The following is a 26,230-nucleotide window of genomic DNA, read 5'->3' on the forward strand; positions in this document are numbered from 1 at the left end:
GCGGCGAGCGTGTCGAGGTCGTGCGACCGCGACGAATGCGCATAGGGTGAGCCGTAGCCCGCCCTATGCGATCGTTGCTGCGCGGAGGTGGTGGTGGGTCGAGACCCACCCTTATGGGGTTGGGTCGACGCGTTCGACGCTGTAGCCGCGGGCGCGCAGCAGCTCGACCAGGCCGATATCGCCGACGAGATGCAGGGCGCCGACGATGACCAGGGTGTCCTCATCGCCCGCGAGCAGGGCTTCGATCTGCGGCAGCCAGCGGCGATTGCGGTCTTCGTTGAGCAGCTTGGCGGAAACCGGCGTCTTCTCGACCAGCTCCTCCACCATCAGCCGCTCGATCGCGTCAGCGTCACCCGCACGCCAGAAGCCGTGCAGCTCGTCAAAGCGCTGAATCATCTCCTCGCGCGGGCGCAGCGACTCCTCCAGCCCGAGGATCTGTTCGTTCATGGGCGCGCCCGAGAGTGCAGCGATCTGGTCTGCGACGGTCTCCAGCCCGCGGGTGGGCTTGGCGTCGGCTTCGGCGCGCTGCATGAAGTGCATGTCCATGCCCAGCGCCGGGTTGAATCCAGCCTGCACAATCATCGAAACGGCCAGGTTCAAGGTGATGAACCAGGGCTTCATGCCGTCCGATCCAAGCACGGCCGCTTCGCCCATGAAGGCTTCGAGTTTCTTGCGGGTGTCTGCCGGCAGCACGGCGCGCAGGCTGCCGCCGTCTTCAAAGCGCGCGGCCTGCATCAGGCCCCGCGACAGATCGGGCGACTTCATCTCAGCCGGCGCGATCTCGAACACCAGCGCTTCGGCACCGGCATAGGCCTGCTCGATGCTCGGGTCCATCGGATAGTCGCCCTCCTTCAGCATGTGGAAGCTGCCAAGCAGATGGACTTCGGTCTCGCCTTTCTTCGCGACCCACAGCAGGGGCACGGGACGGGCCAGCGCGGTGGCGGCGAACAGCAGGCCGGCGGCGGTCAAGGCGAGACGGACGAACAAGCGATTCATAGAGCAGGCTCCAGGCAAGGGTGGCGCGTCAGGAAGCGGGACGGTCGGAGGTGTGACCGTAGCGCGCCTCGCCCGCCGAGACGAACGCGCGAAGGCGGTTCTCGGGCGGCGGCAAGGGACAGGTGCTGAATTCGGTGTAGGCGCAGGGCGGGTTGATCGCACGGTTGAAGTCGAGCCGCACGCGGCCATCGACCACCTTGTCCGTGTAGAGGAAACGGCCGGCGCCATAGCTTTCGCGACGGTTGCTGCGGTCGGCGAAAATCAGGAACAGCGCCTCTTGCGGATCGCCCAGCGCTTCGAGCGCGTAGTTCTCGCCCTCGATCTCGAACACGAGCCTTCCCGGATTGGGCATGGGCTCCACCTGACCCAGCACATTGACGATCGGAATCGTCTGACCCGGCGGATGCGCTTCGAAGCGGGCTTCGGTGACAAAGCGCGACGCCGGCGCGAACCAGTTCAAGCCCTTGAAGGCCAACAGCGTGGGCGCCTGCGGGCTGCGCACGCGCAGGGCGTAGCGGCCGCCGCGCTCGATCAGGCCCAGGCTGCCGCCGTCGAAGTCGAGCCGGGTGGGCGCTTCGGTCGTGTCTGCAAGGACGAGGACCTCGCGGCTCGCGACCTCGGCGCCGTCGCGCAGCACGCGCGCGCCCTCGGCCAGGACAAGCCGCACGGCCATCGCTTCGGGCAGGAGTTCGATCCGCCCAAGCCGATCAGGACCCACCGCGAGCCGGACCGCGCTGCCCTCTTCGCTGCCGAGGCTGTGCTCGCCGGGTTCCAGCCAGTGCAGGCCGACCAGGGCCATCCAGCCGTCCGGGCTGCGCAGGCCCTCCTCGCGCTGGCGGCGGAAGCTCTGCAGCGCTTCGAGCCAGTCCGCAGGCGGCGCCTGCGTCGTGCCCGCAGGCGGCTCAGAACGCTGCACGCCGGGCGCCGATGCGTCCGCGCGCTCGGGCTGGCGTTCGCCAACGCTGCAGCCCGACAGCGCCAGCGCCGAGACGCCCAGCCACACGAGTGATACGCACATGCTTCGATGCATCGCTCAGCGCCCCCGCAGAAACAGTTTGTCGAGCTCGGCCACGCTGAGTTGTGTCCAGGTCGGCCGGCCGTGGTTGCACTGGCCGCTGCGCTCGGTGGCCTCCATGTCGCGCAGCAGTGCATTCATCTCGGCCACCGTGAGCTGGCGATTGGCGCGCACCGAAGTGTGGCAGGCCAGGGTCGACAGCAGCGCGTTGCCGGCCTCCTCGATGCGCCGCGTGCGGCCGTGCTCGGCAAGGTCCGACAGCACATCCAGCACCAGCTGCTTGGCATCGGCGCCGGCCAGCAGCACCGGCACGCTGCGGATGCTGAGCGACTGCGGGCCGGTGCGCTGCAGTTCGATGCCGAGCGCGGCCAGCGCTTCAGCTTCGCCCTCGGCGAGATCCGCCTCGCGCTCGCTGATGGCCAGCTCGATCGGCACCAGCAGCGGCTGCGCGCGAATGCCCTCGCCTTCGCGCTGGCCCTTGAGCCGCTCATAGGTGATGCGCTCGTGGGCGGCGTGCATGTCGACCAGCACCAGGCCCTGCGCGTTCTGCGCGAGCACGTAGACGCCGTGCAGCTGGGCCAGGGCGTAGCCCAGCGGCGGCGCCTGGCTGGGGTCCTGCTGCGGCAGCGGATTCGCCGGCGTGGACGGAGCCCCATAGAGCGCGCCGTAGGCGGCGATCTGCTCGCGCAGCGGCATGCCGACCTGCTGCGGACGCTGACCGAAGCCGGCCGACTGCAGGCCGTAGCCAACGGGTCCGACACCCGGGGCCTGGGCGGAACGCTCGGCAAACGCCCCGACCATCGGCGTCGCTTGAAACTCGACTGCAGGCCCGTTCACAGCGCTGCCACCGGGCTCGCCACCCTGCCCCACGGCCAGCGCACCGGCGCGCGTCCCGGCCAGCGCCTCGTGCAGGCTGCGGAAGATGAACTCGTGCACCAAACGGCCGTCGCGGAAGCGCACCTCATGCTTGGCCGGATGCACGTTGACGTCGACCTTGCGCGGATCGATCTCCAGAAACAGCACGAAGGCCGGATGGCGGCCGTGGTAGAGCACATCGGCATAGGCCTGCTTGACCGCATGCGCGACCAGCCGATCCTTGACGTGGCGACCGTTGACGAAGAAGAACTGCTGATCGGCCTGGCTGCGCGAGGCCGTTGGCAGGCCCACCCAGCCGTGCAGGCGCAGGCCCGCGGCCTCGTGCTCGATGCGCAGCGCGCCGCGGGCGAAGTCCTCGCCCAGCGCCTCCGACAAGCGCTTGCCCAGGCTGGTCTCGTCCTCGACCGGACGGTAGTGCTTGCTGATGCGGCCGTTGTGCTTGAGCTTGAGCTCCACCTGCATGCGCGCCAGCGCCAGCGTGCGCACGAGGTCCTCGGCATGGCCGTACTCGGTGCGCTCGGCGCGCAGGAACTTGCGTCGCGCCGGAACGCTGTAGAACAGATCGCGCACTTCGATGGTGGTGCCCGGCGGATGCGCGGCGGGCTCGGGCGCGCGCAGGCGGCCGCCTTCGACCTCAACGCGCGTCGCCGTGGCCTGCTGTGTGGGGCGCGAGGTGATGCTGAACTTGGAGACGGCGGCGATCGAGGGCAGCGCCTCGCCGCGGAAGCCGAGGGTGCCGACCTGCTCCAGATCTTCCAGCGACGCAATCTTGCTGGTGGCATGCCGCGACAGCGCCAGCGGCAGCTCCTCGGCGGGAATGCCACAGCCATCGTCGCGGATACGGATCAGACGGATGCCGCCCTCTTCCAGATCGATCTCGACCCGCGAGGCGCCGGCATCGATGGCGTTCTCCAGCAGCTCTTTGATCACCGAGGCCGGACGCTCGACGACTTCGCCGGCGGCGATCTGGTTGATCAGGGTGTCGGGCAGCAGCTGGATGGGCACGGCGAGCGGCAGTCGGAATGCGGCCCGTCATGATACGCGGCTGCGGGCGCCGGGCCCGCAGCCGCGCGGTGGATCCATCAGTAGCGCAGATCCAGGCTCAGGAAGAACTGCCGCGGCGCGCCGGCCAGCAGGGTGTAGTTCAAGCCCTCGGGGTCGCTGGTGACGAAGCCGTTGCTGCCGACCGTGGAGAAGTACTGTTTGTCCAACAGATTGGACACGTTGAAGGCGAGCTGCAGGCTCTTGAATCCAGCGACCTCTTCCCAGGTGTAGGCGAGGCTGGCATCCATCAGCCAGAAGCCGGGCACCTTGCTGTCGTTGGTGTAGGTGATGAAACGCTCGTCGGTGTACTTGCCGCCGATCGATGCCTCAAGCCCGCCTGCGCGATAGCTCAACTCGGAGGCGAACAGCAGCTCCGGCGCATCGACCACGCGCTTGCCGCTGACCGCCACCCGGGTCTGGCCGTCGAGGTAGTCGGAGCGGTACTCCGAGCGGTTGTGCGACAGCGAGTTGAACCACTCGATCGACTCGCCGGCGCGCAGCACCAGGGTGGCCTCGGCGCCGCGTGAGCGCACGTCGCCGACGTTGGCGAAGGAAGACGGGCAGCCGACGATGCCGGCGCAGCGTGCGATCGACAGCAGGCGGTTCTGGAAGTCGACGCTGTACACCGCCAGCGAGGCCTGGTAGGCCTCAGCGCTCATGCGCAGGCCCAGTTCGACGGTGTCCGAGGTTTCCGGCTGCAGGCTGTCGGCGAAGGTGTTGAAGGCCGTCTGGCTGGTGCTGAAGGGGCCGTTGACGCCGCCGCGAAAGGCCGACAGGTTTTCGGTGTAGGAAGCGAACAGCTCCATGCCTTCCGCCAGGCCGTAGCGCAGACCGGCCTGCGGCAGGAAGCTGTCCTTGGCGACGATGCGGCCACCGGCACGGCCGCCGATCAGGTTGGTCGAGCGCACTTCGACCTCGGTGCCCTTGAAGCCGATATCGGCGGTCAGGCGACCGTCGAGCAGGTCGATGCGATCGCTCAGCCAGTACTGCATCGTCTCGATGTCGAAGCGCTGGCGGAACACGCGGAGATCAGGATCGCGATAGAAGAAGATCCGGTCCGGCGCGCCGCTCAGGAAATAGAAATTGCGCTGCAGGCCGTGCACATTGTCCTCGCGCCACACGCCGGCGCTGAGGGTGTGCGCATCCAGCACCAGGCTCAGGCTGGGAATCAGGCCCGAGCGCTCGATGTCGTATTCGGTGGTGCGGATCGAGATCGGCACGGCCGCGGACGAAGCCGTGTAGGGCGTCGCCCACTGGCCCTGGCCGTCGTTGCGGTGGTAGTAGCCGAGCAGCTGCAGCGCCAGCGCATCGCTCGCCTGCCAGTCGAGGCTGAGCGAGGCGAGATCGTCGTCGCGCAGGCCGCGGCCCAGGTAGTAGGCATCGTCCAGCGAGTTGACTCGGCCGCTGAACTGGCCGCGCGCCGCGTTCAGGGCGCGCTGCCAGTCCGGGGCGTAGTTGTCCCAGTCCCAGCCCAGACGCCGCTGCGATTCCAGCGAGAGATCGCCGTAGTCGGTCTCCTGCCGGCGCGAGGTCGCCGCGTAGACGCTGAGCATCCACGCATCGCCGGCCGCGACCGCTTTGCCGTTGAACTGCCACTGCTCCTGCGGACCGTCACCCTTCCATTTGTCGGTGCTGGCGTACGCGCCGCTGAAGAAGGCCGACAGGCCGCCGCGCTCGCCGGTGTCCACGCTCAGCAGGCTGCGCTGGGCGGAGTCGCTGCCCAGCATCTGCGAGACGCGCAGCTCGGGGTCGCGCGCTGGCATACGGGTGAAGAACTGGGCCGTGCCGCCGAGGTTGCTGGTCGAGGCCGTGCTGATCGCGCCCGCGCCCTGGGCCAGTTCGACGCGCTCGACGTTCTCGGACAGCACAGCACGGCTGATGTGCAGGCCGTTGTGGTTGCCGTAGCTCATGTCGCCGAGAGGGATGCCGTCGAGGGTGAAACCCAGCTGGTTCTGGTTGAAGCCGCGCACCGTGATGCGGGTCGACCACTCATAGGCGCCGAAAGGGTCGGAGGACGTGAAGTTCACCCCCGGCAGGCGGCTCATCACCTTCAGCGGGCTGGTGCCCGGCGCGCTGCGTTCGAGCTCGGGGAGGGCCAGGGCCTGCACTTGGCGGGTTTCGCCCTCGCCGATGACAGAGATGACGTCCAGCTCACGTGCAGTGGCGGCCAGATCGGCCGCGGCATCGGCATGGACGAGGCCGGCCTGCAGGGCCAGCGCAATGGACAGCGACAACAGATGGATTCGGTTCACGGGGGAGGTCTTCAATCGAGTCGCCATGCCTTGGAATGAAGACCGTCGGCGGATGGCGTCGCGCAGCGGCCTGAGCGCAGCCACGGGCCGCGCGCCGCGCACACTGCCCTGCTGGATTGACGGCACGGCGACATCTGGACGTCAGTTAGTTGACACTGAAGCTAGGCGTGAGTGTGGCCGTGCATACGTATGCGCGAGGCCCGAACGCGTCAGGCTGCTGGCTTGCAGACGGAATGCGGCTACTCTTCGCCGCTTACGCAAACGCACCCTGTGCAGGATTCCCATGGGCCTGATCCACACCCTGGCCGCCGATGTCGGTGGCACCAATGCACGGCTCGCCTGGGTCGAAGTCGATGCCAGCGGCGCCAGTGCGCCGATGGTGCTGTCGGCGCAGGCCTACCGCTGCGCTGACTTTAGCGGGCTGCCCGCGATCATCGAGCGCTTTCTGGTCGAGCATCCCGGGCGACCTGCGGCGCTCGCGCTGGCCTGTGCGGGCTTGCGACACGGCCGCGAGGTGATCAATCGCAATCTGCCCTGGCGGCTCATGCTCGATCCGCTGGAAGCGCTTGCCGGCGACGCGCCGCTGCACCTGAGCAACGATTTCGAGGCGCTGGCGCGAGCCACCCGCTGGGTCGCAGCGGATGCTGGCCAAAGCCTGTTCGAGGGCGCCGGTGCTGCCACGCGCGCGCCGGTGCTGGTGCTCGGGCCCGGCACCGGACTGGGCGCAGCCCTGCGCGTACCGGTCGGACAGGGCGAAGTCGTGGTGCCGACGGAAGGCGGACAGGCCGGCTTTGCGCCGGCCACCGATCTGGAGTCCGCGGTGCTTGACCTGCTCCGCGACGAGCTTGGACACGTGTGTACCGAGTCCGTGCTGTCTGGCCCCGGGCTGCTGCGTCTGTACCGCGCGCTTGCGCTGCTGCGCGATCAGCCCGCGGCGCTGGACACGCCCGAAGCGGTCGGCAGCGCAGCCCTGGCCGGCGATGAGGATCTGGCGGTTGAAGCGGTGCGGGTGTTCTGGGGCGCGCTCGCCAGCGTCTGCGGAAACTCGGTGCTGGGCCTGGGCGCGTATGGCGGTGTGCTGCTCGCCGGCGGCATCCTGCCGCGACTCATGCCGCTGTTCGACGCTCAGGCGTTCGCTCGACGTTTCTGCGACAAGGGCGGCTTGTCACCCGTGTTGGCCCAGGTGCCTGTGCGTCTCATCGAGCATGGCCAGCTGGGTATCGTCGGCGCGGCGATGGCGGCGAGCACGCGCGTCTAACTGCCGCAGCCCTGCGGCCGCGCGGGGCTCAGGCGGCAATGCGCCTCGGAACCTGTCCTGACCACCACGCCTCGCGCGGTTGCCCGCACCTTGCGTCCACGCCGCGGGCTCGACCGAAGCGCGTCAAGAACAGATCCCGGGCGGTGAGCACGCCACGCCGCTCGCGCTGCCATCCACACGCACTTTCAGACGATTCAGGGACGACTCCCGGTCGTCCCGTGAGGACAGGAGGCCGCGCTGAGCCAGAACCCGCGGCCGCGGAGAGCTCTCAGGCAGCGATCTGCAGAACGTCGACCAGCCGGCGCTCGATATCGATCAGATCCGGGATGTACGAGTACTCGTCGCGCAGCAGCACGCGCATCAGCGCGCCGGCCGGCAGCTCGCCTTCATCGGCGGGGATCAGCGCGTCCGCCGACACCGTGGTCAGTCGCGGGAAGCCTTGGGTCAGCAGGCAGAAGTACGGCAGACGGGAATGCCCGCCCAAGGCGCGCAGCACCGCGACCTTGGCGCCGAGTTCGCCCTCGCCCTGCGCCAGTCCGGCAAGACGCGAGAACGACACCAGCGGAAGCCGCCAGCCGCGCCAGCGCAGGCGGCCGAGCACCCAGTTCGGCGCCTCGGGCAAGGCTTCTGGCTCGGCGAACGTGATGATCTCCGCGATGTTGGCATTGGGCAGCAGCAGGCGCCCACCGGTGACCGAGATGGTGACGCCGCGGATGTCTTTGCGTTCGTTGCTCATGGACTGCCCTTGCGGAAACTGCGAGCGCGCCGCGCACGCTCATGGAGAGTATCGGGCCTCAGGCGTAGTGCTGTGCGCAGCGCCGGGCCAGTTCAGCGGGGCTGCCGATGTAGTCGACCACACCGCGGGCACGCGCGCCGTCGACCATCGAGCTGACCACGCAGCTCTCCGGATCTTGCGCCCAGACTGTGCCGCCGCGCTGGTTCAGATACATGGAGCCTTCGACCGCGTCGGCCGCCATGCCGCTGAATATGATGGCGTGGGCATGCGCGCCGAAGGTCTCGGCAACATCCTGCAGCACGTCATCGATGCACGGTCGATAGCGCGTGTCGGTGTTGGGCGCGCCCAGCTCTACGGAACCCTCCGGGGCCAGCCTGAAGCGCGAACCCGAGGCCACCACCAGCACTTCGCCATCGCGCGCCGGCAGGCCCGCCATGGGCACGCGCACCGGCAGCTTGCAGGCCTTCTGCAGCTGCTGCGCCAAGCGCTCGAAGTAGCCGTTCTCAAGGTGCTGAACGACCAGGAACAGCGCGGGAAAGCCCGAGGGAATCGCCGACAGAAAGCTGCGCAAAGCGTCCGGGCCGCCGATCGAGGCGCACAGCACGATCACGCGGCTGATGCTGCCGCCCAGGGGCTCGGCCGCGGCCGGCGGCCTTGCAGCCGCGGGAATCGGAGGCGGTACGACCGCGGCGGGAGTGAAATCGAAGGCGGCGTCCGGATCGTCCTGAGCAGGCACCGGGTCCAGCGAGGATGTCCCGTCGATCTCCGCCGGCGAGTCGGCCACGGCACGACCGTCGGTGTCGGCCACCGTGGGCTGGGGCATCTCGTGGAGGTCGCGGAGCCACGCACCGTCGCGCATGGTGCCGGCCGTTGACTCGAAGGAGACATGCGACGGCGCGGCAGGCGTCTCGGCCTCGATCGGCTCCAGGCTGAGGGTGAGGTGACTGAAGTCGAAGGTGGGGGCCGGCGCTTCCGGCGCCTTGACGCCCGGATCGATAAAGCCATCGTCCAGCGGCTGCAATGACAGCTCACCGAAACCCTTGCGGGCAGTGGTTGGCGCTGGAGGCGCTGCTTCGACACGCGCTGCAGGCGCGGCGGCTCGCGGCGGCGACGGTTCGACCTGCTCCTGGCTCACCGCGCGCGGCAGATCGAACTCCAGCGGCGGCAGGTCCACGGAGGACGGCAGCGTCGGCTGTTCGTCGAGCGCTGCGGCGAGGCGCGCAATCTCCTCGTCGTCGACCTCCGAATCGAGCGTCAGCGTTCCGCCCAGTGAGGCGTCCTCGGCATCGAAGCGGGCGAGCGGCACCGGCTTCGCCTCCTCGGCTGCGTCAACCGGATCGACGACGGCGTCGAATGCGCGAAAGTCGAAGGTGTCGAGCTCCAGCGGCGCGTCGAAGCTGTCGGCAACATCGGCTGCGTCCGCGTCAACCGCGAGTCTCGACGCGGGGCGTGAATCGTCCTCAAGCTCGGCTTCAAACGCGACGGGGTCGAAGCTGAAGTCCAGGCCGGTGCCTGCCGCAGCGACCGACGCCTGTTCCGAGTAGCCCGCGTCCGACCGCTGCGACTCGACGCGCGGAGTGCTGAGCTCCACGTCTTCGAAATCGCCGACCTCCAGCGTGGTCAGATCGGAACGGTCGAACTCGGTCAAGGTTTGGTCTTGCGGGACCGACGCACTCGCAGCCGTCTGCGCCAGCTGCGCTTCCACCGGGCCCGCATGTTCGTCCAGCTCTGGGTCTGCGACTGCAGACGCGTGTGGCGCGATCGACTCAAGAGCATTCGACGGGACCGCAGGCCGGTCGATGACGGGTGCGCTTGCCGCTGTGTCAGCGAGCGGCGCTGCCGGCGCGACTGCCGCAGGCGCAGGCATGGGATCCAGCCCCATCGCCTGCTGCAGCTTGAGCAGCATGTCGTCGGGCGTGACCTGGCTCAGGTCCTGTTCGAACAGCGCCGAGAGATCCATCGACTCCAGCGCATCGCTGTCCTGCGATGCGCGAGGGTCGGGCGCGGAAGCGGCGGCCGCAGGCTCCGCCGCTTGCACGGGGCTGAAATCGAAATCGAGACCGTTCAACTCCAGCACCGGCGCCTGCTGGGCGAGATCCAACCGTGGGCTTGAGGGCACTCCGTCGCTATGTCCCAGCGCTTCCTCGGCGAAGTCGTCGAATCGCAGGTGGTCCTGCTGCTGCGAGGGAGACAGCGGACGGCCCGGCTCCGGCAGCACGCTGAGCTCCGGCAAACGCTCGGCGCCGGTCGGCAGCGGTGGCAGGGTGTTTCGCACGCCAAGCACCTTGGCGGCAAGATGTCGCGCCCAGCGTGCGAGATCCCAGCCGGTCAGCTGGCTGGAAACCTCGCCCTCGTTGAACACCACGGAGGTCTCGGGCGAATCCAGCAGCTCCTGGAGGGCGTCGAGATCGTCCTCGACGCCAGGCTCCAGGTTCACGATCAAGACCTGCGGGGCGCGTCCGACCAGCGCTCTGCCCTGGCGGACCTCACCCTCGAACACCAGATCCGCGCCCAACACCACCAGCGCCTGACGCAGCTGTTCGCGGGCGGCGTCGGCCGGCCCGAGCAAGGCCACCGACACGGCCGTGCGGACTTCAGCGACTGCGTTCACGACGGACCTGCAGGATTTCCTGGACGTTGCGCATCAGGTCAGCCTCCTGGTAGGGCTTGCCGAGATAGCGGTCGACACCGATTTCAAACGCGCGCTGACGGTGCTTATCGCCCGTACGCGAGGTGATCATGATGATCGGCACCGACTTCAGACGTGCATCGTTGCGCATGTGCGTGGCCAGCTCGTAGCCGTCCATGCGCGGCATTTCGATGTCCAGCAGCATCACGTCAGGCACGCGCTCCGCCAGCTTCTCGATGGCATCCACGCCGTCCTTCGCGGTGATGACTTCGAAGTTGTGGCGCTCCAGCACGCGGCCGGTGACCTTGCGCATGGTGATCGAGTCGTCGACCACCATGACCAGCGGCACCGCGCGCTGATCCTCCAGCGCGATCGGCTCGATAGCGTGTTCGATCGCCGCCGCGCGACGCACCAGCGGCGCGACGTCAAGGATCACGACGACGCGGCCGTCACCCATGATGGTGGCGCCGAAGATGCCGGGAATCGAGCTGACCTGCGGCCCGGTCGGCTTGACCACGATCTCGCGGCTGCCCAGCACGTTGTCGACGCAGATGGCCGCGCGCTGGTCGCCCGAACGCGCCAGCAGCACCGGCACCTGGAGGCTGTCGGCCGCCTTCGCCGCAGGTTGGCCCAACAGCAGGCCAAGGTCGTGGATGGCGTAGTCCTCGCCGGCGTAGCTGAAGCTCGGGCTGCCGGAAGCGAGCTGCTTGTCGAGCTCGGCACGGTCGATGCGCGACACGCCCTGTACCGAAGCAATCGGGACGGCGAAGGAGGTCTCTCCCTGCTTGACGAACACCGCTTGGGTGACCGCGAGCGTGAACGGCAGTCGGATGACGAACTCGGTGCCGCGACCGCGCTCCGACTCGATGTGCAGCGATCCGCCGAGCTGGCGGATTTCGCTGTAGACCACGTCCATGCCTACGCCGCGGCCCGAGATCTTGCTGACCGTCTGCGCCGTCGAGAAGCCGCTCTCAAGAATGAACCCGTACAGGTCGCGATCGCCGAGCTGGGCGTCCGCCTTCATCAGGCCACGCTCGATCGCCTTGCGGCGGATGGCATCGCGGTCGAGGCCGCGGCCGTCGTCGCTGACACGGATCAGCACTTCGGAGGCTTCACGCGCCACCGCGATCCGGATCGTGCCCTCGGTCGTCTTGCCTGCCGCACTGCGCTCGTCCGGTGACTCCATCCCGTGCGCCACCGCGTTGCGGAGCATGTGCTCCAGCGGTGCGGTCATGCGGTCGAGGACGTTGCGGTCCATTTCGCCCTGAGCGCCCTCCACCTTGAGCTGGGCCTGCTTGCCAAGCTCGCCGGCGGTCTGACGCAGGATGCGGCGCAGGCGCGGCACCAGCGAGTCGAAGGGGACCATGCGCGTGCGCATGAGGCCTTCCTGCAGGTCCGAGCTGACGCGCGACTGCTGCAGCAGCAGGGTTTCGTACTGGCGGGTCAGATCTTCCAGCGTGTGCTGGAGGTTGACGATATCGGCCGCCGACTCGGACAGCGCGCGCGACAGCTGCTGCAGGGTCGAGAAGCGGTCCAGCTCCAGCGGGTCGAACTCGGCATCGCCTTCGTCCTGTTGGCGCTGGTAGCGCGAGAGGATCTGCGCTTCTGTTTCGATTTCCAGCTTGCGCAGCTGTTCGCGCAGACGCGTGGTGGTCTGGTCGAGTTCGCCCAGGTTGCCGCGGAAGGCGCCCAGCTGCTGCTCGAGTCGGGCGCGGTAGATCGCGACCTCACCGGCGTAGTTGACCAGGCGGTCAAGCAGATCGGCGCGGATGCGGATCTGCTCCTGCGGCGCGCGGCTGACGGTCTCCTCTTCGTCCAGCGCAGTCTCGGTGGGGATGAAGCGAATCGGCGGCGGCGCCTTGGCCGCCGCAGCCGGGGCCTCGGCCGCGCTCGACGCTGCCTCGGCCGCAGCCGGCTCGGCTGCCTCCGCCTCCGTCGACACCGTCGGCAGAGACTCGCCGCGCAGCAGCGTCTCGACGGCTCCCAACAGGTGTACCGGCATCGCGATGGCACGCCGCTCACCAACGCGCGACACCAGGTTGTGCAGCCGATCGAAGCCGCGCTCCAGGACCTCAACGCCCACGCTGCCGAGGTCGCGACCGCCGGCAGCCACGGCCTCCAGCAGCGATTCGGTGGCATGGGCGAGATCGCCGATCGGGTTCAAGCCGGCCATGCGCGCGCCACCCTTGAGGGTATGCAGGTCGCGCTGCAAGCCGACGACCAGCTCCCGCTCCTGCGGTGCTTCACGGAGTCGCGCCATCAGCCCATCGGCGTGGTCGAGAATGTCAACGCCTTCCTCAAGGAAGACGTCGAGCAGATCGGCATCGACATCGGTCAGATCGAGCGGACCGTCGGGGTCCTCATCGACCGGAATCGCCAGCTTGACCCGTGCGGCGGAGCTGGGGGTGCTGTGGGCGGCGGCGGTCGCAGCTTCGGCTTCCAACGCGGTGTCGGCTTCCGGCGTCTCGGCGGCGTCAGCGCCGATGCGCTGCAGATCCTGCAGAACCACAGACTCGATCGGCCCAAACGCGGCACTCTCGGTCTCGGCGTCCGCTTCGGACGCACCTGCCTCGATCGCGTCCTGCGCGAAGGCGATGGCTTCGGCGTCGGCCTCCGGGTAGCCCTCGGTTTCGAAGCCCTGCTCGCCCAGCTGGGCAGCGGCAAAGGTCGCCGATGCGTCCGCGCCCTGCGGGTCCAGTTCGAGCGCTTCCAGGCTGAGCGGCGCTTCCAGCCCGCCGCCCGTCTCGACAGCAGCCGCGGGATCGACGACCGCGAGCACCTCGGACAGCTCGACGTCTGGCGTGCTGACTGCGAGGGCCTCGATCTCTTCGATCAGCGGCGGCTCCGACGCGGCTTCGCTCTGCGGCTCCCAGTCGGCCAGTTCCAGCGCGTCAAGCGTGATCTCTTCGGGCACCAGGGCGGCTTCGGAAATCTCGGCAGACACAGGCTCGGCCGGCGCCTGCGGTTCGACCGGCTCCAGCGCGTCGAGCGTGATTTCTTCCACGTCCAGCTCGGCTTCGGAGATCTCGGCAGGCGCAAGCTCGGCGGGCGCCTGCAGTTCGACCCGCTCCAGCGCGTCGAGCGTGATCTCTTCAGCGGCCAGCGCGGCGTCGGAAGCCTCAACGGGGGCGATACCCGTCGCGGCGTCAAGCTCGATGACTTCCAGCGTATCGAGCTCCGCTTCCGCGGATGGCGTGGGTGCCTCGGCGAGGGTAGCGAACGGGGCCTCCGCAACAAGCTCGCTCTCTTCGAGCGCTGCCGCAGCGGATGCGAGGTCTTCAACAGGCTGGCTGCTCCCGCTCTCGCTGACGACTTCGTCGGGCGACGCGTCCAGGCTGACAGACTCGAACGCTGGCGCTGCGACCTCGCTCTCGGCCAGCAGACCGCTGATCAACAGCGCATCTTCGTGATCCGACAGCGACGTCTCAGCGGCCTCGTCGGCCTGCGAGGCCAGCGGTTCATCGGCCGGCGCTGCGAGCATGGGCGCGCTGGCCTCGCTGGGCAGCGCGGTCTGTGCGGGCTCACCCGCGACCTGACGTTCGAACTCGGCGAGCCAAGCGTCGGCGGATGCCGCTTCTCCCAGTTCATCCAGCGTGAGTCCGGAATCCACGCTCGGCTGCAAAGAGGTGGACTCGGTGTCCGACCAGTAGGGCGAAGGCGCACCGATTTCGGTTTCGATGATTTCGAGGTCGGCCGACTGCGCTTGCGCTTCAGGATCGAAGGGTTCGGACGACTCGAGTTCGAAGGCAAAGGAGAGCTCTCCGCTGCCTTCGAACGCCTCGAGATCGACAGCTTCGGGCACGGCTGCCTCATCCACGGGCGTCGAAGCCAAGACCGCGTCGCCAACGTCCATGGGCTGCGCAGCGGGCTCGGTGGCCGCCGCATCCTCGGCAAGCGCTGCGAGGCTGGGCTCGACGCTTGGCGCCGGGGCGATCGAGGCTGGAATGAGCTGGGTCTCGGCGATCAGCTCATCGTCGATGCCAACGTCGATCACCGGCCGCGTCGGCTCCGGCAGGGCATCGCGCAGGGCCGCGATGCGCTGGGCCAGCCGCGTGTGGCGCTGCGGGCGCGGCATCGGCTGATCCAGCTCGATCATCAGCGCGCGCAAGGCCTGCGCGGACTCTTCGATGCACGCGAATCCGACCAAGGACGGCGCAGCCGCCTGGGCCAGCAAGCGCTTGATGTATCCCTCCAGCGGCCAGGCCAGCTCGGTGCCGACTTCGACCTCGGTCATCGCGAACGCACCGCTGACGGTGTGCACCGCGCGCAGAAGCGACTCCTCGACCGGCTGCGGAGCGCCTGCGCTGCGCTGCAGGTAGGCGTCGACCGTATCGAGATGCCCGGCGACCTCGGCCTTCAGGATTTCCAGAAGGTCGGGATCGATGAGCACCAGATCGCCCGCGACTGCAGGCTCGGCGAAGTCGAAGCCCGCCGACCGCTCGCTCGGCACCGAAGAATCGACGAGCTGCAGATCCTCGGCAGCTTCCGCCAGAGCGCCTTCCATCTCGGCAAGCGCGGCGTCCACGTTCGACTCATGCGAAGCGAGTTCGGGCGCGGCGTCCAGAGCTGTCTCAACCGCAAGCGTGTCGAGCACTCCATCCGCCGCAGTCTCGTCAGCCTCGGCGCCGGGAGAGAGCTCGATCCCATCGACGGTCACAAGTGACTGCTCGGGCGTCGGCTCAGTCTCTGACGCTGCCAACGCGTCGCCAGCCGTCGCCTCGGGCGTCGGCTCGATCTCAATGTCCTGGACGATCGCGAGGGGTTCGATCTCGCTGCGTCCTGCAGATGCTCCGGCAAGCAGCGCTTGAACCGCCGCTGCGTCTTCGGGCGACAGATCGATCACTTCTTCGACGATCGCCGGTTCGTCGTGCGCGGCAGCGACGGATTCGGCGGGCACCGTCGGGACGGCAGCTTCGGCAGGCGCCTCAGCTGCGCGCTCCAGCGGCGTGGCTTGCTCGATCGCCTCGGCTGCGGACACCGACGCGTCGGGCGATGCCAACGCTTCGACCGGCTCGGCCGCCTGCGGCTGAGCGCTGTACTGAACGATCTGCCCTGCCGCCAGTGCATCCGCGGCCTGCTCGATGCCTTCGAGGTCCGCGTAGTGGCCCGCTTCTCCACGCAGGGCGGCCAGCAGATGCGGCAGCACATCGCGCGCTTCGGCAACGAGCGACAGCACCTCGGGGCGCGGCGGAATGGTCTTGTCGAGGACGCGATTCAGCATGCTCTCGATCTTCCACGCGAACTCGCCCAGCACCATGGCGCCAACCAGACGACCGCTGCCCTTCAGCGTATGGAACACGCGCCGAATCGGCTTGAGCGCCTCCACGTCTTCCGGGCTGGCCTGCCACGCCGGCAACAGCTGTCGCAGGTTGTCGATCTCTTCCTGGACTTCCTCGACGAAGACCTCGCGAATCTCCTCGTCGATGTCCTCGGCCCCCAGCTGGAAGCCTGAAAGCTCCTTGCCCACCGCGACTGGCGGACGGGTGCTTTCGGTTTGTGCCGGCTTGAAACCAGCGAGTTCATGCACTTCACGGGCTGGCTGAAGCGCTTCGGCAGCCGCTTCGCCCACCACCAGATCGCCAAGATCCTTGCCGGGCACAACATCCACAGCACTGAGGCTGGCCAGATCGGGGACAGGCGGATGCTCGGGCACGCCTGCGTCCAGCACCAGATCTGCCGCAGCGTGGCTGTCGTGCGCCACGGCTGGCGCAGACGCTGCGGTTTCGGCACGCGTCGCGGAGTCCGGGCGCGCAGCCGCCACCTGCTGGGCGACCGGGATCTCCGTCTCCGGAGCGCACAAAGCGTGGTCGGGCACCGGCCAATAGCCCAGCTGGGTGAGGCGCTCGCGTGCCAGGTCGAGAATCTTGCCGCGCTCGCCGCGCTGATCGCGCACCGACTCAAGGTAGTACTCAAGGCTGGCCAAGGCGTCGGCCAACGTGTCCATCTGCTGCCCATTGGGGACGCGCCGATGCTGGACCAGCTCGACGGCGGTGAAACGGCTCACCGCGTGCAACAGCTCGGCGGCGTCGCCGAGATCCAGCATGCGGCCGGCGCCGCCGACCTCTTCGAGGAGTCGCGGCACGTCGGCCAGCTGCGCATGATCCCAGTTGCTCTCGACGAAGGCCACGAAGCACTGCTTGGCCTGCGCAAAGTTGCTTTGCGCCTCCTTCAGCACAGCCTCGAGCACCTTGCGGGCCTCAGCGCGCGGCAGGGTATCCGCCGCGCCGGTCTGAACCTGCGGGCTGCCGAGCTGTTGCACCTGGTCTTCGAGGGTAGCCTCGACGTACAGCAGAGCGCCGGCGATATCCAGCAGCGTCGACTCATCGGCCGGTCGCTGGCCCTGGGACACCAGCGCGACCACATCGCGCTGCTCCATCACCACGCGTCGTGGCACGCCCAGGCCAAGCATGCCCAAGGTATCGCCCACGCGGTCGAGCACATCGACCTGGCCTGCAAGCTCGGAGGGCTGCGAGTCCGCCTTGCGGAGATACAGGTCCAGCGCGTCCTTGACGCGCAGCAGATCCTCCCGGATGGCGCCCGCGACGGTATCCAGCAGGGCACGGTTGTGGCCGCTGATGCTGCGTCGTGCGTCCTCGAACTCCTCGGCGGTGGGCACGAACATGTCGAGCCGGAAAGCTTGGCGCACCTCCGCCAAGCGGTCGCTGTTCGAGCGTCCGTGGGCAATGAAATAGAGCAGGTTGCGGGTGAGCTCGCGGGGCGGATCCACGCGGAAGCCGATCTCGCCGGCGTCAGCGAGATGCTTGATCTCGCGCTCGACGCGGCCCACGGTCTGCTTGAGCTGGGCGCTGGCCTCGATCTCGCCGCTGCGTACTCCATGGATCACCGAGCCGGCCACCCAGAACAGGCGACGGCCTTCCTCCTGGGTGATGGTGCTGACCAGGCGATCGCAGACTTCGGTCATGCGAGCGAGATTGGCGTCCTCGTCCTGGCCCTTGAACCAACGCAGCAAAGCGATCTGGAACTGGCTGCGCGCGACCGCGCCCAGCTGCCGCAGCTCCAGCTCGGGCAAGGGCACGGAGGGGCCTGCAGCCGACAGCGGCAGCGGCTGGGACAGATCCGGGGCAAACAGCGCGCTTTCCGGCAGGCCCTTCTCGCCGCGCGCAGCGCGCAGCTCGTTCAGCAGCGGCAGCAGGACGATCGGAATGTCCTTGTGACCGCTCTGCAGTCGCTCCAGGTAGTCGGGCAGCTGCACGATGCCGCGCATCAGCACGGCATAGGCCTCGTCCAGCGCGCTCACCTGGCGGTTCTGCAGGGCCGTGGCCAAGTGCTCCATTTCCTCGGTCACCATCGCGGCACCGTACAGCTCGACCATGCGCAAGGTGCCCTGCACCTGATGCAGGTAGGTCGCGCAGAAGCGCATCTGCGAGGCGTCGTCGGGATCTTCGACGAAGGCCTCGAGCGCGAGTCGCGCCTGCTTGAGGGTTTCGTCGAGCTCGCCCTTGACCCAGGTAAGCGTGGTGAAATCGATGTCGTCTTGCAGCCTCATGCCGGGCTCTCGTTACGAATTGCGCAGGAACGCCAGTGTCTGGCGTCCACTGGTGCGGGTGAGCTGCGGATGGTTCCAACCGAGGACTTCGCCGGCGCCAAGCACCAGCAAACCGTTTGGACGCAGCAGGCGTGCAAGGCCGTCCAGAAGCTCGCCGCGGCGTTCCCGGGCGAAGTAGATCAGGACGTTCTGGCAGTAAATGAGATCAAGTTGACGGAGTGGCGCGCGTGTCGCGTGCAGCAGATTGACGCAGGCGAAACCGATCCGGCGGCGCAGCTTTTCGACCATTCGGAACCCACCGGCCTCGGCCGGCTCAATCGCCGGCTGCTGATAGGGTTCCGGAATCTCGTCGAGCCGTCGGTTCGGGTACCACGCGGCACGCGCTACGGCCAAGGCGGCCTGGCTGACGTCTGTGGCGGTGATTCCGAAGCGTCGTGGCGGCGACAGATGGATCAGGGCTTCGTCCAACACCATGGCCAGCGTATAGGCCTCCTCGCCGGTGGAGCACCCCACGCTCAGGGCATGCAGGGACTGGTCGGCAGGAGCTTGCGCCAGCCAGGTCGGCAGCCACTGATCGCGAATCAGCGACAGCGAGGGCGGGTGCCGGAAGAAGCGAGTCTCGTGAACCGTCAAGTGGTCGACCAGCGACACCCATTCCATCTGGCCGCGCGGGCCGGCCATCAGCTCTTCGTAGTAGGCGGCGTAGTCGTTGAATCCGGCCGCCCGCATCCGTCGACGGAGTCCGGTTTCGAGAAACGGCTTGCGCTCAGGCGGCACGGTCACACCGGTACGACTTTCCAGCAGACGCACCCAACGCTGGAACTCGGCATCCTCCATTCGGCCGGGTTCCAGGTCAGGCAGCAGCGAGCTGGTGGCGAAAGCCATGGTGTGGGCGGCCCTGCTCGCCTCAGCCCGGCAGCTTGAAGTCGGCGACCGAGCGGCGCAGGTCGGCGGCGAGCTGCGCGAGGTTGCCGATCGACTCCGCCGTCTGGCTGGCGCCCATCGAGGTCTGCGTCGTGATCTCCTGAATGACGTTCATCGTCGCCGAGATGTTGGTCGCCGCAGCGGACTGCTGGCGGGCCGCCTCGGAGATGTTTTGAATCAAGTCCGCCAGGTCGTTCGAGACCTTCTCGATCTCGCCCAGCGCAAGGCCGGCGTCTTCGGCGAGGCGGGCACCGGCCACCACTTCCGCGGTGGTCTGCTCCATCGAGCTCACCGCTTCGTTGGTGTCGGCCTGAATCGTCTGCACCAGCGTTTCAATTCGCTTAGTCGCGTTGGCAGAGCGTTCCGCGAGGCGCTGCACTTCGTCGGCCACGACCGCGAAGCCGCGGCCGGCCTCACCGGCCGAGGCCGCCTGGATCGCCGCGTTCAGCGCCAGAATGTTGGTCTGCTCGGCGATGTCGTTGATCAGTTCGACGATCGAGCCGATTTCCTGCGAGCTCTCACCCAGGCGCTTAATTCGCTTCGAGGTTTCCTGGATCTGGTCACGGATCGAGTCCATGCCTTGAATCGTCTGGCGCACCACTTCCGCGCCTTTCGCCGCGATCTGCACCGAGCGCTGCGCAACGTCCGCGGATTCGGCGGAGTTCTTCGAGACCTCGTCGATCGAGACCGCGATCTCATTGATCGCAGCCGACGCGGAGGTGATCTGCTGCGCCTGATGCTCGGCGGCCTCGGCGAGATGCATCGCGGTCGCCTGCGTCTCCTGGGCGGCGGCGGCAACCTGCACTGCGGTCTCGTTGATCGTGGTGACCAGGGATCGCAGCGCTTCGACCGCGAAGTTGATCGAGTCCGCGATCGCGCCGGTGATGTCCTCGGTCACGGTCGCGCGGACGGTCAAGTCGCCTTCCGCGAGCGAACCCATCTCGTCCAGCAAGCGCAGAATCGCCTCCTGGTTACGCTGGTTCAGCTCCTGGGTGACCGAGAAGCGCCGGGCCTGGTCGCGGTAGATGGTGAGCAGCAGGCCGATCAGGCCGATCACGGCGAGCGCCGCGGCGATGACGCCGATGATCAGGCTGGGGAAGGTGCGCTCACCGGCCATGGCGCTGATACGCGCGCCGAGGGTACGGGCACGCTGCAGCAGATCTTCGGACTCGCGGAAGATCGTGTCGGACGCTTCCTTGACCTCGAACAGGTCGGTCGCGCCTCCGAGAATGGATTCGACGTCCAGGCGAACACCGGAGAACGCCTCGGCAACGCGCGTCAACGCCACTCTGCCGGCGGGAGCTTCAAGACGACGGATACCCTGCTCCGCACTGCCGGCGTCGAGGCCATTCAGCACGTTGCCGAACATGGCGTAGTCGCGGGAGAAGCGGTCAGCGGCGGAGGTCGCAGCCGCACCGCCCTGCAGAATCTGGGTGACGTAGCGAAGCATGCGGTCGGCCAGCACGATCTGCCGGTTGGCGATCGTGATCTGGGTCGGCGCAGCGCCTCCGTCGGTCATTGCGCGGACGACTTCGTCCATCTGCCCCTGCAGCTGGGGCACGCTGGCCGAGAAGGCCGACGCCGAGTCGGCGAGGTTCACGATCAGCTCGCGACGGTCGAGGATGCGCGCGGCGTTCTCGTCGATCCCACTCCAGGCCGCCTGCAGAGCCGCCAGCTCGGTGGCCGCGCTGACGCCGCCCAGCGACTCGGCGAACGAGGGTAGGCCCGTCTCCGGATCGCCTTCGACCAGCCGGTTGAGATTGCTCTGGATCGATGTGCGGGTGCCTTCGAGTTCACCGAAGGACTCGAGGCCACCGGCCGCCGCTTCCTGCGCGAACTTGGCGATCTGCTGCGACTGCACCTGGATCGTCGCAACGATATCGCGGGCATCCGCCTCCTGCTGCGCGTAGCGCGTGGAGAAGTAGAAGTTGATGCCCAAGAGCAGGATCGCGACCGTGAGGATCAGGATCCAGAAGTTCAGGATGCCGCGTCGTTCCTTGCCGCCGATCGCGCCGATGGTCGTACTCATATGGTCCTCGCCCCAGAAAACCCGGCTCGCGGTGCATCCCGCACCCCGCAGCCACCACCCCCGCTGCAGCACCCGCTGCCCCGGAGATCTGCGAGGCGGGCCCGAGCCCACCTCGCAACGACCGCGCAGTCCTTGCGCGGCCCCTGTTTTACCGCCGCGGCAGGCTCAGGCTCGAACCGCCGCTTCCAAAACTCACCTGCTTCTTGCGCCGACCGCACATGCCGCCTGATCGCGTGCCCAGCACCGCGTCTGCTCTCGCATACCGCTCAGGCGGTAGCGGCCTGGCGGAACTCGGTGGTCCGAACCAACCTTGCCATGTCGAATACTTTCCAGACCGTCTCGCCCAGGGCATACGCTTCAGTGACGAAGGCCGAATAGCGGCCGTCCGCATCCTCTCCCAGGGGGACGCGCTGCGCGTCGGAAAAATTGCGCTGGCCAAACAGCTCGTCGATCAGCACCGCGACGTTGCCGCCGGGTTGCTTGATGACCAGGGCGCGCGTCTTCTCGTGCACCACGGTGCGTTCGCCTTCGAGGAACTGCTTGAGGTCGGCGACCGGCAGCAGCGTGCCGCGGACGTTCGCGACCCCGAGCAGCCAGGACTGCGATCCCGGGACCGGCGTGGGCGTCGGCAACGTCAGCAGTTCGGCAATATCGGAAATCGCGGAGACCAGCATGTGGCTGCCCAGCCGGTAGCCCAGCCCGCGCCAGGCGCCCGCCGCGTCGACCTGCTCAGGCACACCGGCAACGTGCGACAGGCTGCGCGCTTCGAAGTCGGCGAGCACCGCGAACGGGTCACGCAGGCCGGCCGGCGCGCTCATGCGCGTGCCCCCGGGGCGGTGCCGATGAGGGCATGGATACGACCCAACAGGTCGGCTTCCGCTGGCGGCTTGACCACATAGTCCTTGGCGCCCTGGCGCAAACCCCAAACGCGGTCGGTTTCCATGCCTTTGGTGCTGACGATGATGATCGGAATGTGTTGCGTCTTCGGCGAGCGCGACAGCGAGCGAGTCGCCTGGAATCCGCTGATGCCGGGCAGGATCACATCCATGAGGATCAGATCAGGCTGCTCGGCCTCAGCCGCGCTGATGCCCTCTTCGGCACTGCCAACCGCGCGCACGGTGTGGCCGCCGCGCTCAAGCATCTGGCTGAACACGCGCGTGTCGGTGGGTGAGTCTTCGATGATGAGAATTCGTGCCATGTGCAAAGCGCCCCCTGAAGGCCTTGCGGGTGGGTCGTAATCAGCCGCGGCCGACGTGGCGCCGGATCGCCGACAGCAATTCGTCGCGGGTGAACGGCTTGGTCAGGTACTCCTCGGAGCCGACGATGCGTCCCTTCGCCTTGTCGAACAGGCCGTCCTTTGACGACAGCATGATCACCGGGGTGGCGCGGAACACCTGATTGTTCTTGATCAAGGCGCAGGTCTGATAGCCGTCAAGCCGCGGCATCATGATGTCGACAAAGATCACTTGCGGATGATGGTCCGCAATCTTGGCAAGGGCCTCAAATCCGTCCGTGGCGGTGACCACATCGCAGCCTTCCTTCTTCAGCAGGGTCTCTGCCGTCCGGCGGATCGTCTTCGAGTCGTCGATGACCATCACCTTCAGGCCTTCCAGGCCGGCCGAACCTTGGTTCTCTTCCATTCGCATTCCCCACAGGGCGCTGGCCCATCTGCGGCCGCGCGATCCGAAGCTATATCCCAGCCGTCGCCGGAACTGTCAAGCAAAGCCTGTTCCACGACACCGGCGCGCTCCCCTGCAGCGGCCTATGCGTTTGATTCGAGGCCGGCGTGAGCTTCGCTGAAGCCCGCCCCGACTCCGCCCGGCCGCGCAGGACGCGGTCGGGCGGCTGCTAGTATAGCCAGCGTTCATGCGGCCCCGACGGGTTCCGCGATGGTTCGCTGTTCGTGCCAGCAAAGCGTCGAACAGCACACGCTTTCTGGCCCGGCAACCTGACCCTCCGTGTCAGAGATGCCGTCAGAAGCCGCTGACATCGGGCCGCGCCCTGCGCCGTCGACGACCGGTTTGGGCCGGAGCCACCAGTTAAAGGAGATGATTGAGGCGATGGATATCGCGATGGTCATGGACCCCATCGAAGGGATCCGCATCAAGAAGGACTCGAGCTTCGCGATGCTGCTTGAGGCCCAGCGGCGCGGCCACCGGCTGCACTACGCCACCAGCGGCGACCTCGCGATTGAGCGCGGACAGGCCCAAGGCCGCCTCGCGCCTCTGCGGGTGTTCGACCAGCCGGACCGCTGGTTCGAGAAGGGCGAAGCGCACTGGCGGCCCTTGGCGGACATGCAGGCCATCCTGATGCGCCGCGACCCGCCGTTTGACAGCCAGTACCTGTATGACACCCAGGTGCTGAGCTTGGCCCAGGCCGAAGGTACGCTGGTCGTGAATGACCCGCAGGGCCTGCGCGACATGAACGAGAAGCTGTTCGCCCTGCACTTTCCCCACTGCATTCCCGCTTCGCGGGTCTCACGCGACCCGCGCCATCTGCGTGAGTTCATCGAATCCGAGCGCGACTGCGTGCTGAAGCCGCTGGACGGCATGGGCGGCCGCTCGATCTTCCGCGCACGCGCAGGCGACGACAACCTCAAGGTGATCCTTGAAACCCTGACCCAGGGCGGCAGCCAACTGGCCCTGGTCCAGCGCTACCTGCCGGAAATTCGCCAGGGCGACAAGCGCATTCTGCTGGTCGACGGCGAGGCCGTGCCCTATGCGCTGGCGCGGATTCCCGCGGACGACGACTTCCGCGGCAACCTCGCCGCCGGCGGCCGCGGTGAGGGGCGGCCCCTGACCGAGCGCGACCGCTGGATCGCCGCCCAGGTGGGCCCCGAACTCAAGCGCCGCGGAATGCTGTTTGTCGGCCTCGACGTGATCGGCGACTGGCTGACCGAAGTCAACGTCACCAGCCCGACCTGTATCCGCGAACTGGACGCTCAGTTCGGCATCAACATCGCCGGCCTGCTGTTCGACGCCATCGAGGCCCGCTTGCGGTGACACAGGCAGACAAGGACAACGTCGTCGCGGTCGGCGACGGCGATCGCTTGGGTGCAACCCTGGTGTTCTCGCTGATCGCTCATGCCGTGCTCGCGCTCGGTATCGGCTTCACTGTCGACAACCCCGCCCCGCTTCGCCCCACGCTCGATGTGATCCTCACCCAGACCCGCAGCGAGCAGCGACCCGAGGACCCGGACTTCCTGGCGCAGAGCAGCCAGCAGGGGGGCGGAGAGTCGGACAAGGTCGAGCGGCCAAGCGAGCCCGTGTCGTCGCCCGTACCCAAATCACGCCCGGGGCTGGCACCCGTTCCCGCCAGTCCTGCGGCGCCGCCGCCCCAGCCCGAGCGCACCCAGCAGGTGGTCAGCGCAGAGGCGCCGGCGGAGCAGCAGGCGCCTGATGCCGAGCGCGTCCCCACCCCAGACACGCCACTGCCCAGCGCGCGACACCTGCTGGAGCAAAGCATGGAGATGGCTCGCCTGGCCGCCGAGATCGAGCGCGACAGCCAGTCGTATGCCAAGCGTCCACGCCGCAAATTCATCTCCGCAAACACCGCCGAATACGAGTTCGCGGCGTACATGCGGTCCTGGGTGCAGCGGGTCGAGCGCATCGGCAACCTCAACTACCCGGATGAAGCGCGTCGACGCAACCTGTTCGGACAGCTGCTGATGACGGTGGCCGTGCGCCGCGACGGCAGCATCGAGCGCATCGACATCATCCGCTCCAGCGGCTATCCCGTGCTGGACGAGGCGGCATTGCGAATCGTCCGTCTGGGCGAACCCTATCCGCCCCTGCCCGAGACCAAGGAAGACATCGAGATCCTGCACATCACCCGCACCTGGGAGTTCCAGCCGGGCAACGTGCTGCGCAACCGCTGACCCGCTGGCGAATTCTGCGCGGGGCGGCAGAAGCGCCCTGCTAGAATCGCGGCATGTCTTCGCCCCCCAGCTCTCTGAGCAACCAGCTGCTGATCGCCCTGCCCCGGCTGGACGACCCGAACTTCGCGCGCACGGTCACCTTGATCTGTCGTCATGACGAGGAAGGCGCGATGGGCGTCACCCTGAATCGCGCCTCGGATTACCACATGGCCGAGGTGCTCTCCCAGCTGGGCCTGGACGATCGCACCGGACACCTCGGCGCACGTGAGGTGCTGAGCGGCGGCCCGGTGCATCCCGAGCGCGGCTTCGTCCTGCACTCCGAGGATGGCCGCGAGTGGGACTCCAGCTTCCGCGTCTCGGAGCACGTCAGGCTGACGACCTCGCGTGACGTGCTGGCCGCCATGGCCGCGGGCAAGGGCCCGGCCAAGGCCCTGCTCGCGCTGGGCTGCGCCGGCTGGGGGCCCGGGCAGCTGGAGGAAGAGCTGGCCGCCAACGCCTGGCTCACCGCGCCGGCCGACGCTTCCATCCTGTTCGATCTGCCGCTGGAGCAGCGCTGGAACCGCGCCGCTGCCCTGCTCGGCGTCGACCTGCGGCTCTTGACCGACTATTCGGGGCGGGCATGACGGCTGGCGATTCGCCAGCCCCGCTCTGCGTGCTCGGATTCGATGTCGGCGCTCGCCGTACCGGCGTCGCGGTCGGCAACACCCTGTCGATGACTGCGCGGGCGCTGGCGGTACTGGCTGTCCACGAAGGCGAGCCCGATTGGCCGCACTGCGACCGCCTGCTGCGCGAGTGGTCGCCGCAGCGGCTGATTGTGGGCGAACCGCTCACGCTCGACGGTGAGGTTCAACCCGCCACCCAGCGCGCGCGTCGCTTCGCGCGTGCACTCGAGCAGCGCTATCGCCTTCCCGTGGAACTGATCGACGAACGCTCCAGCTCGCGCGAAGCCGACCGTCGCTTCGCGCAGGCTCGCAGCGAAGGTCGCGCCAAACGCTCGCATGCCGAACTGCTGGACGCCCTGGCCGCGCAGATCATCCTCGAACGCTGGCTCGGCCAGCACCCCTGAACCTCCGCCCATCCGCCCGCG

Annotated in this window: 17 protein-coding genes; 5 read left to right on the plus strand and 12 right to left on the minus strand. The window is 67.9% G+C overall.

The window, feature by feature from the left end; genetic code table 11:
• Positions 1-111: 111 nt before the first annotated feature.
• From H4O13_06790 to H4O13_06805, 4 genes are all read right to left on the minus strand, one after another.
• Complete coding sequence (locus H4O13_06790) at positions 112-996, minus strand: TraB/GumN family protein (protein ID MBE5315092.1); 885 nt, start codon at positions 994-996, stop codon at positions 112-114.
• A 28-nt stretch (positions 997-1,024) separates the two neighbouring features.
• On the minus strand, positions 1,025-2,014 hold the full coding sequence (locus tag H4O13_06795; protein ID MBE5315093.1) for a DUF1684 domain-containing protein: 990 nt from the start codon (positions 2,012-2,014) through the stop codon (positions 1,025-1,027).
• Positions 2,015-2,029: 15 nt separating this feature from the next.
• Positions 2,030-3,892 (minus strand): DNA mismatch repair endonuclease MutL, encoded by a 1,863-nt coding sequence (gene mutL / locus H4O13_06800; protein MBE5315094.1) that lies wholly within the window; start codon positions 3,890-3,892, stop codon positions 2,030-2,032.
• A gap of 77 nt (positions 3,893-3,969) precedes the next feature.
• Entirely contained in the window at positions 3,970-6,210 is a 2,241-nt protein-coding gene (locus H4O13_06805) for a TonB-dependent receptor (protein ID MBE5315095.1), read from the minus strand.
• 256 nt (positions 6,211-6,466) lie between these two features.
• Here H4O13_06805 and H4O13_06810 point away from each other — a divergent pair, with 256 nt between their 5' ends.
• On the plus strand, positions 6,467-7,441 hold the full coding sequence (locus H4O13_06810; GenBank protein MBE5315096.1) for a glucokinase: 975 nt from the start codon (positions 6,467-6,469) through the stop codon (positions 7,439-7,441).
• 268 nt (positions 7,442-7,709) lie between these two features.
• On the opposite strand, the gene H4O13_06815 is transcribed toward H4O13_06810, so the two are convergent.
• From H4O13_06815 to H4O13_06850, 8 genes are all read right to left on the minus strand, one after another.
• Complete coding sequence (locus H4O13_06815) at positions 7,710-8,177, minus strand: chemotaxis protein CheW (protein ID MBE5315097.1); 468 nt, start codon at positions 8,175-8,177, stop codon at positions 7,710-7,712.
• Between the two features lie 58 nt (positions 8,178-8,235).
• Positions 8,236-10,788 carry a chemotaxis protein CheB gene (locus H4O13_06820; protein ID MBE5315098.1) on the minus strand — a complete coding sequence of 851 codons (2,553 nt, stop codon included), beginning with the start codon at positions 10,786-10,788 and terminating at the stop codon, positions 8,236-8,238.
• Positions 10,772-18,313, minus strand: a complete 7,542-nt coding sequence (locus H4O13_06825; GenBank protein ID MBE5315099.1) for an Hpt domain-containing protein — start codon at positions 18,311-18,313, stop codon at positions 10,772-10,774. Before H4O13_06825 ends, H4O13_06820 begins: the two co-directional genes overlap by 17 nt.
• Positions 18,314-18,325: 12 nt before the next feature.
• The gene (locus tag H4O13_06830) at positions 18,326-19,198 is read right to left on the minus strand and encodes a protein-glutamate O-methyltransferase CheR (GenBank protein MBE5315100.1); all 873 of its coding nucleotides are present in this window, start codon (positions 19,196-19,198) and stop codon (positions 18,326-18,328) included.
• 22 nt (positions 19,199-19,220) lie between these two features.
• Positions 19,221-21,266, minus strand: coding sequence for a methyl-accepting chemotaxis protein (locus H4O13_06835; GenBank protein ID MBE5315101.1), 2,046 nt, complete (start codon positions 21,264-21,266; stop codon positions 19,221-19,223).
• Between the two features lie 266 nt (positions 21,267-21,532).
• The gene (locus tag H4O13_06840) at positions 21,533-22,066 is read right to left on the minus strand and encodes a purine-binding chemotaxis protein CheW (protein ID MBE5315102.1); all 534 of its coding nucleotides are present in this window, start codon (positions 22,064-22,066) and stop codon (positions 21,533-21,535) included.
• A gap of 14 nt (positions 22,067-22,080) precedes the next feature.
• Positions 22,081-22,464 (minus strand): response regulator, encoded by a 384-nt coding sequence (locus H4O13_06845; protein ID MBE5315103.1) that lies wholly within the window; start codon positions 22,462-22,464, stop codon positions 22,081-22,083.
• A gap of 40 nt (positions 22,465-22,504) precedes the next feature.
• Positions 22,505-22,906, minus strand: a complete 402-nt coding sequence (locus tag H4O13_06850) for a response regulator (protein ID MBE5315104.1) — start codon at positions 22,904-22,906, stop codon at positions 22,505-22,507.
• Positions 22,907-23,314: 408 nt separating this feature from the next.
• Here H4O13_06850 and gshB point away from each other — a divergent pair, with 408 nt between their 5' ends.
• From gshB to ruvX, 4 genes are read left to right on the plus strand one after another with little or no spacing between them, the layout of a single operon-like run.
• Entirely contained in the window at positions 23,315-24,268 is a 954-nt protein-coding gene (gene gshB, locus H4O13_06855) for a glutathione synthase (protein MBE5315105.1), read from the plus strand.
• Positions 24,265-25,143 carry an energy transducer TonB gene (locus tag H4O13_06860; GenBank protein MBE5315106.1) on the plus strand — a complete coding sequence of 293 codons (879 nt, stop codon included), beginning with the start codon at positions 24,265-24,267 and terminating at the stop codon, positions 25,141-25,143. The genes gshB and H4O13_06860 overlap by 4 nt, the downstream gene beginning before the upstream one ends.
• A gap of 53 nt (positions 25,144-25,196) precedes the next feature.
• Entirely contained in the window at positions 25,197-25,766 is a 570-nt protein-coding gene (locus tag H4O13_06865; GenBank protein MBE5315107.1) for a YqgE/AlgH family protein, read from the plus strand.
• Complete coding sequence (gene ruvX / locus H4O13_06870; protein MBE5315108.1) at positions 25,763-26,209, plus strand: Holliday junction resolvase RuvX; 447 nt, start codon at positions 25,763-25,765, stop codon at positions 26,207-26,209. The genes H4O13_06865 and ruvX overlap by 4 nt, the downstream gene beginning before the upstream one ends.
• Positions 26,210-26,230 lie beyond the last annotated feature (21 nt).

This window comes from Lysobacterales bacterium, assembly GCA_014946745.1.
GTDB lineage: Bacteria > Pseudomonadota > Gammaproteobacteria > Xanthomonadales > Xanthomonadaceae > Aquimonas.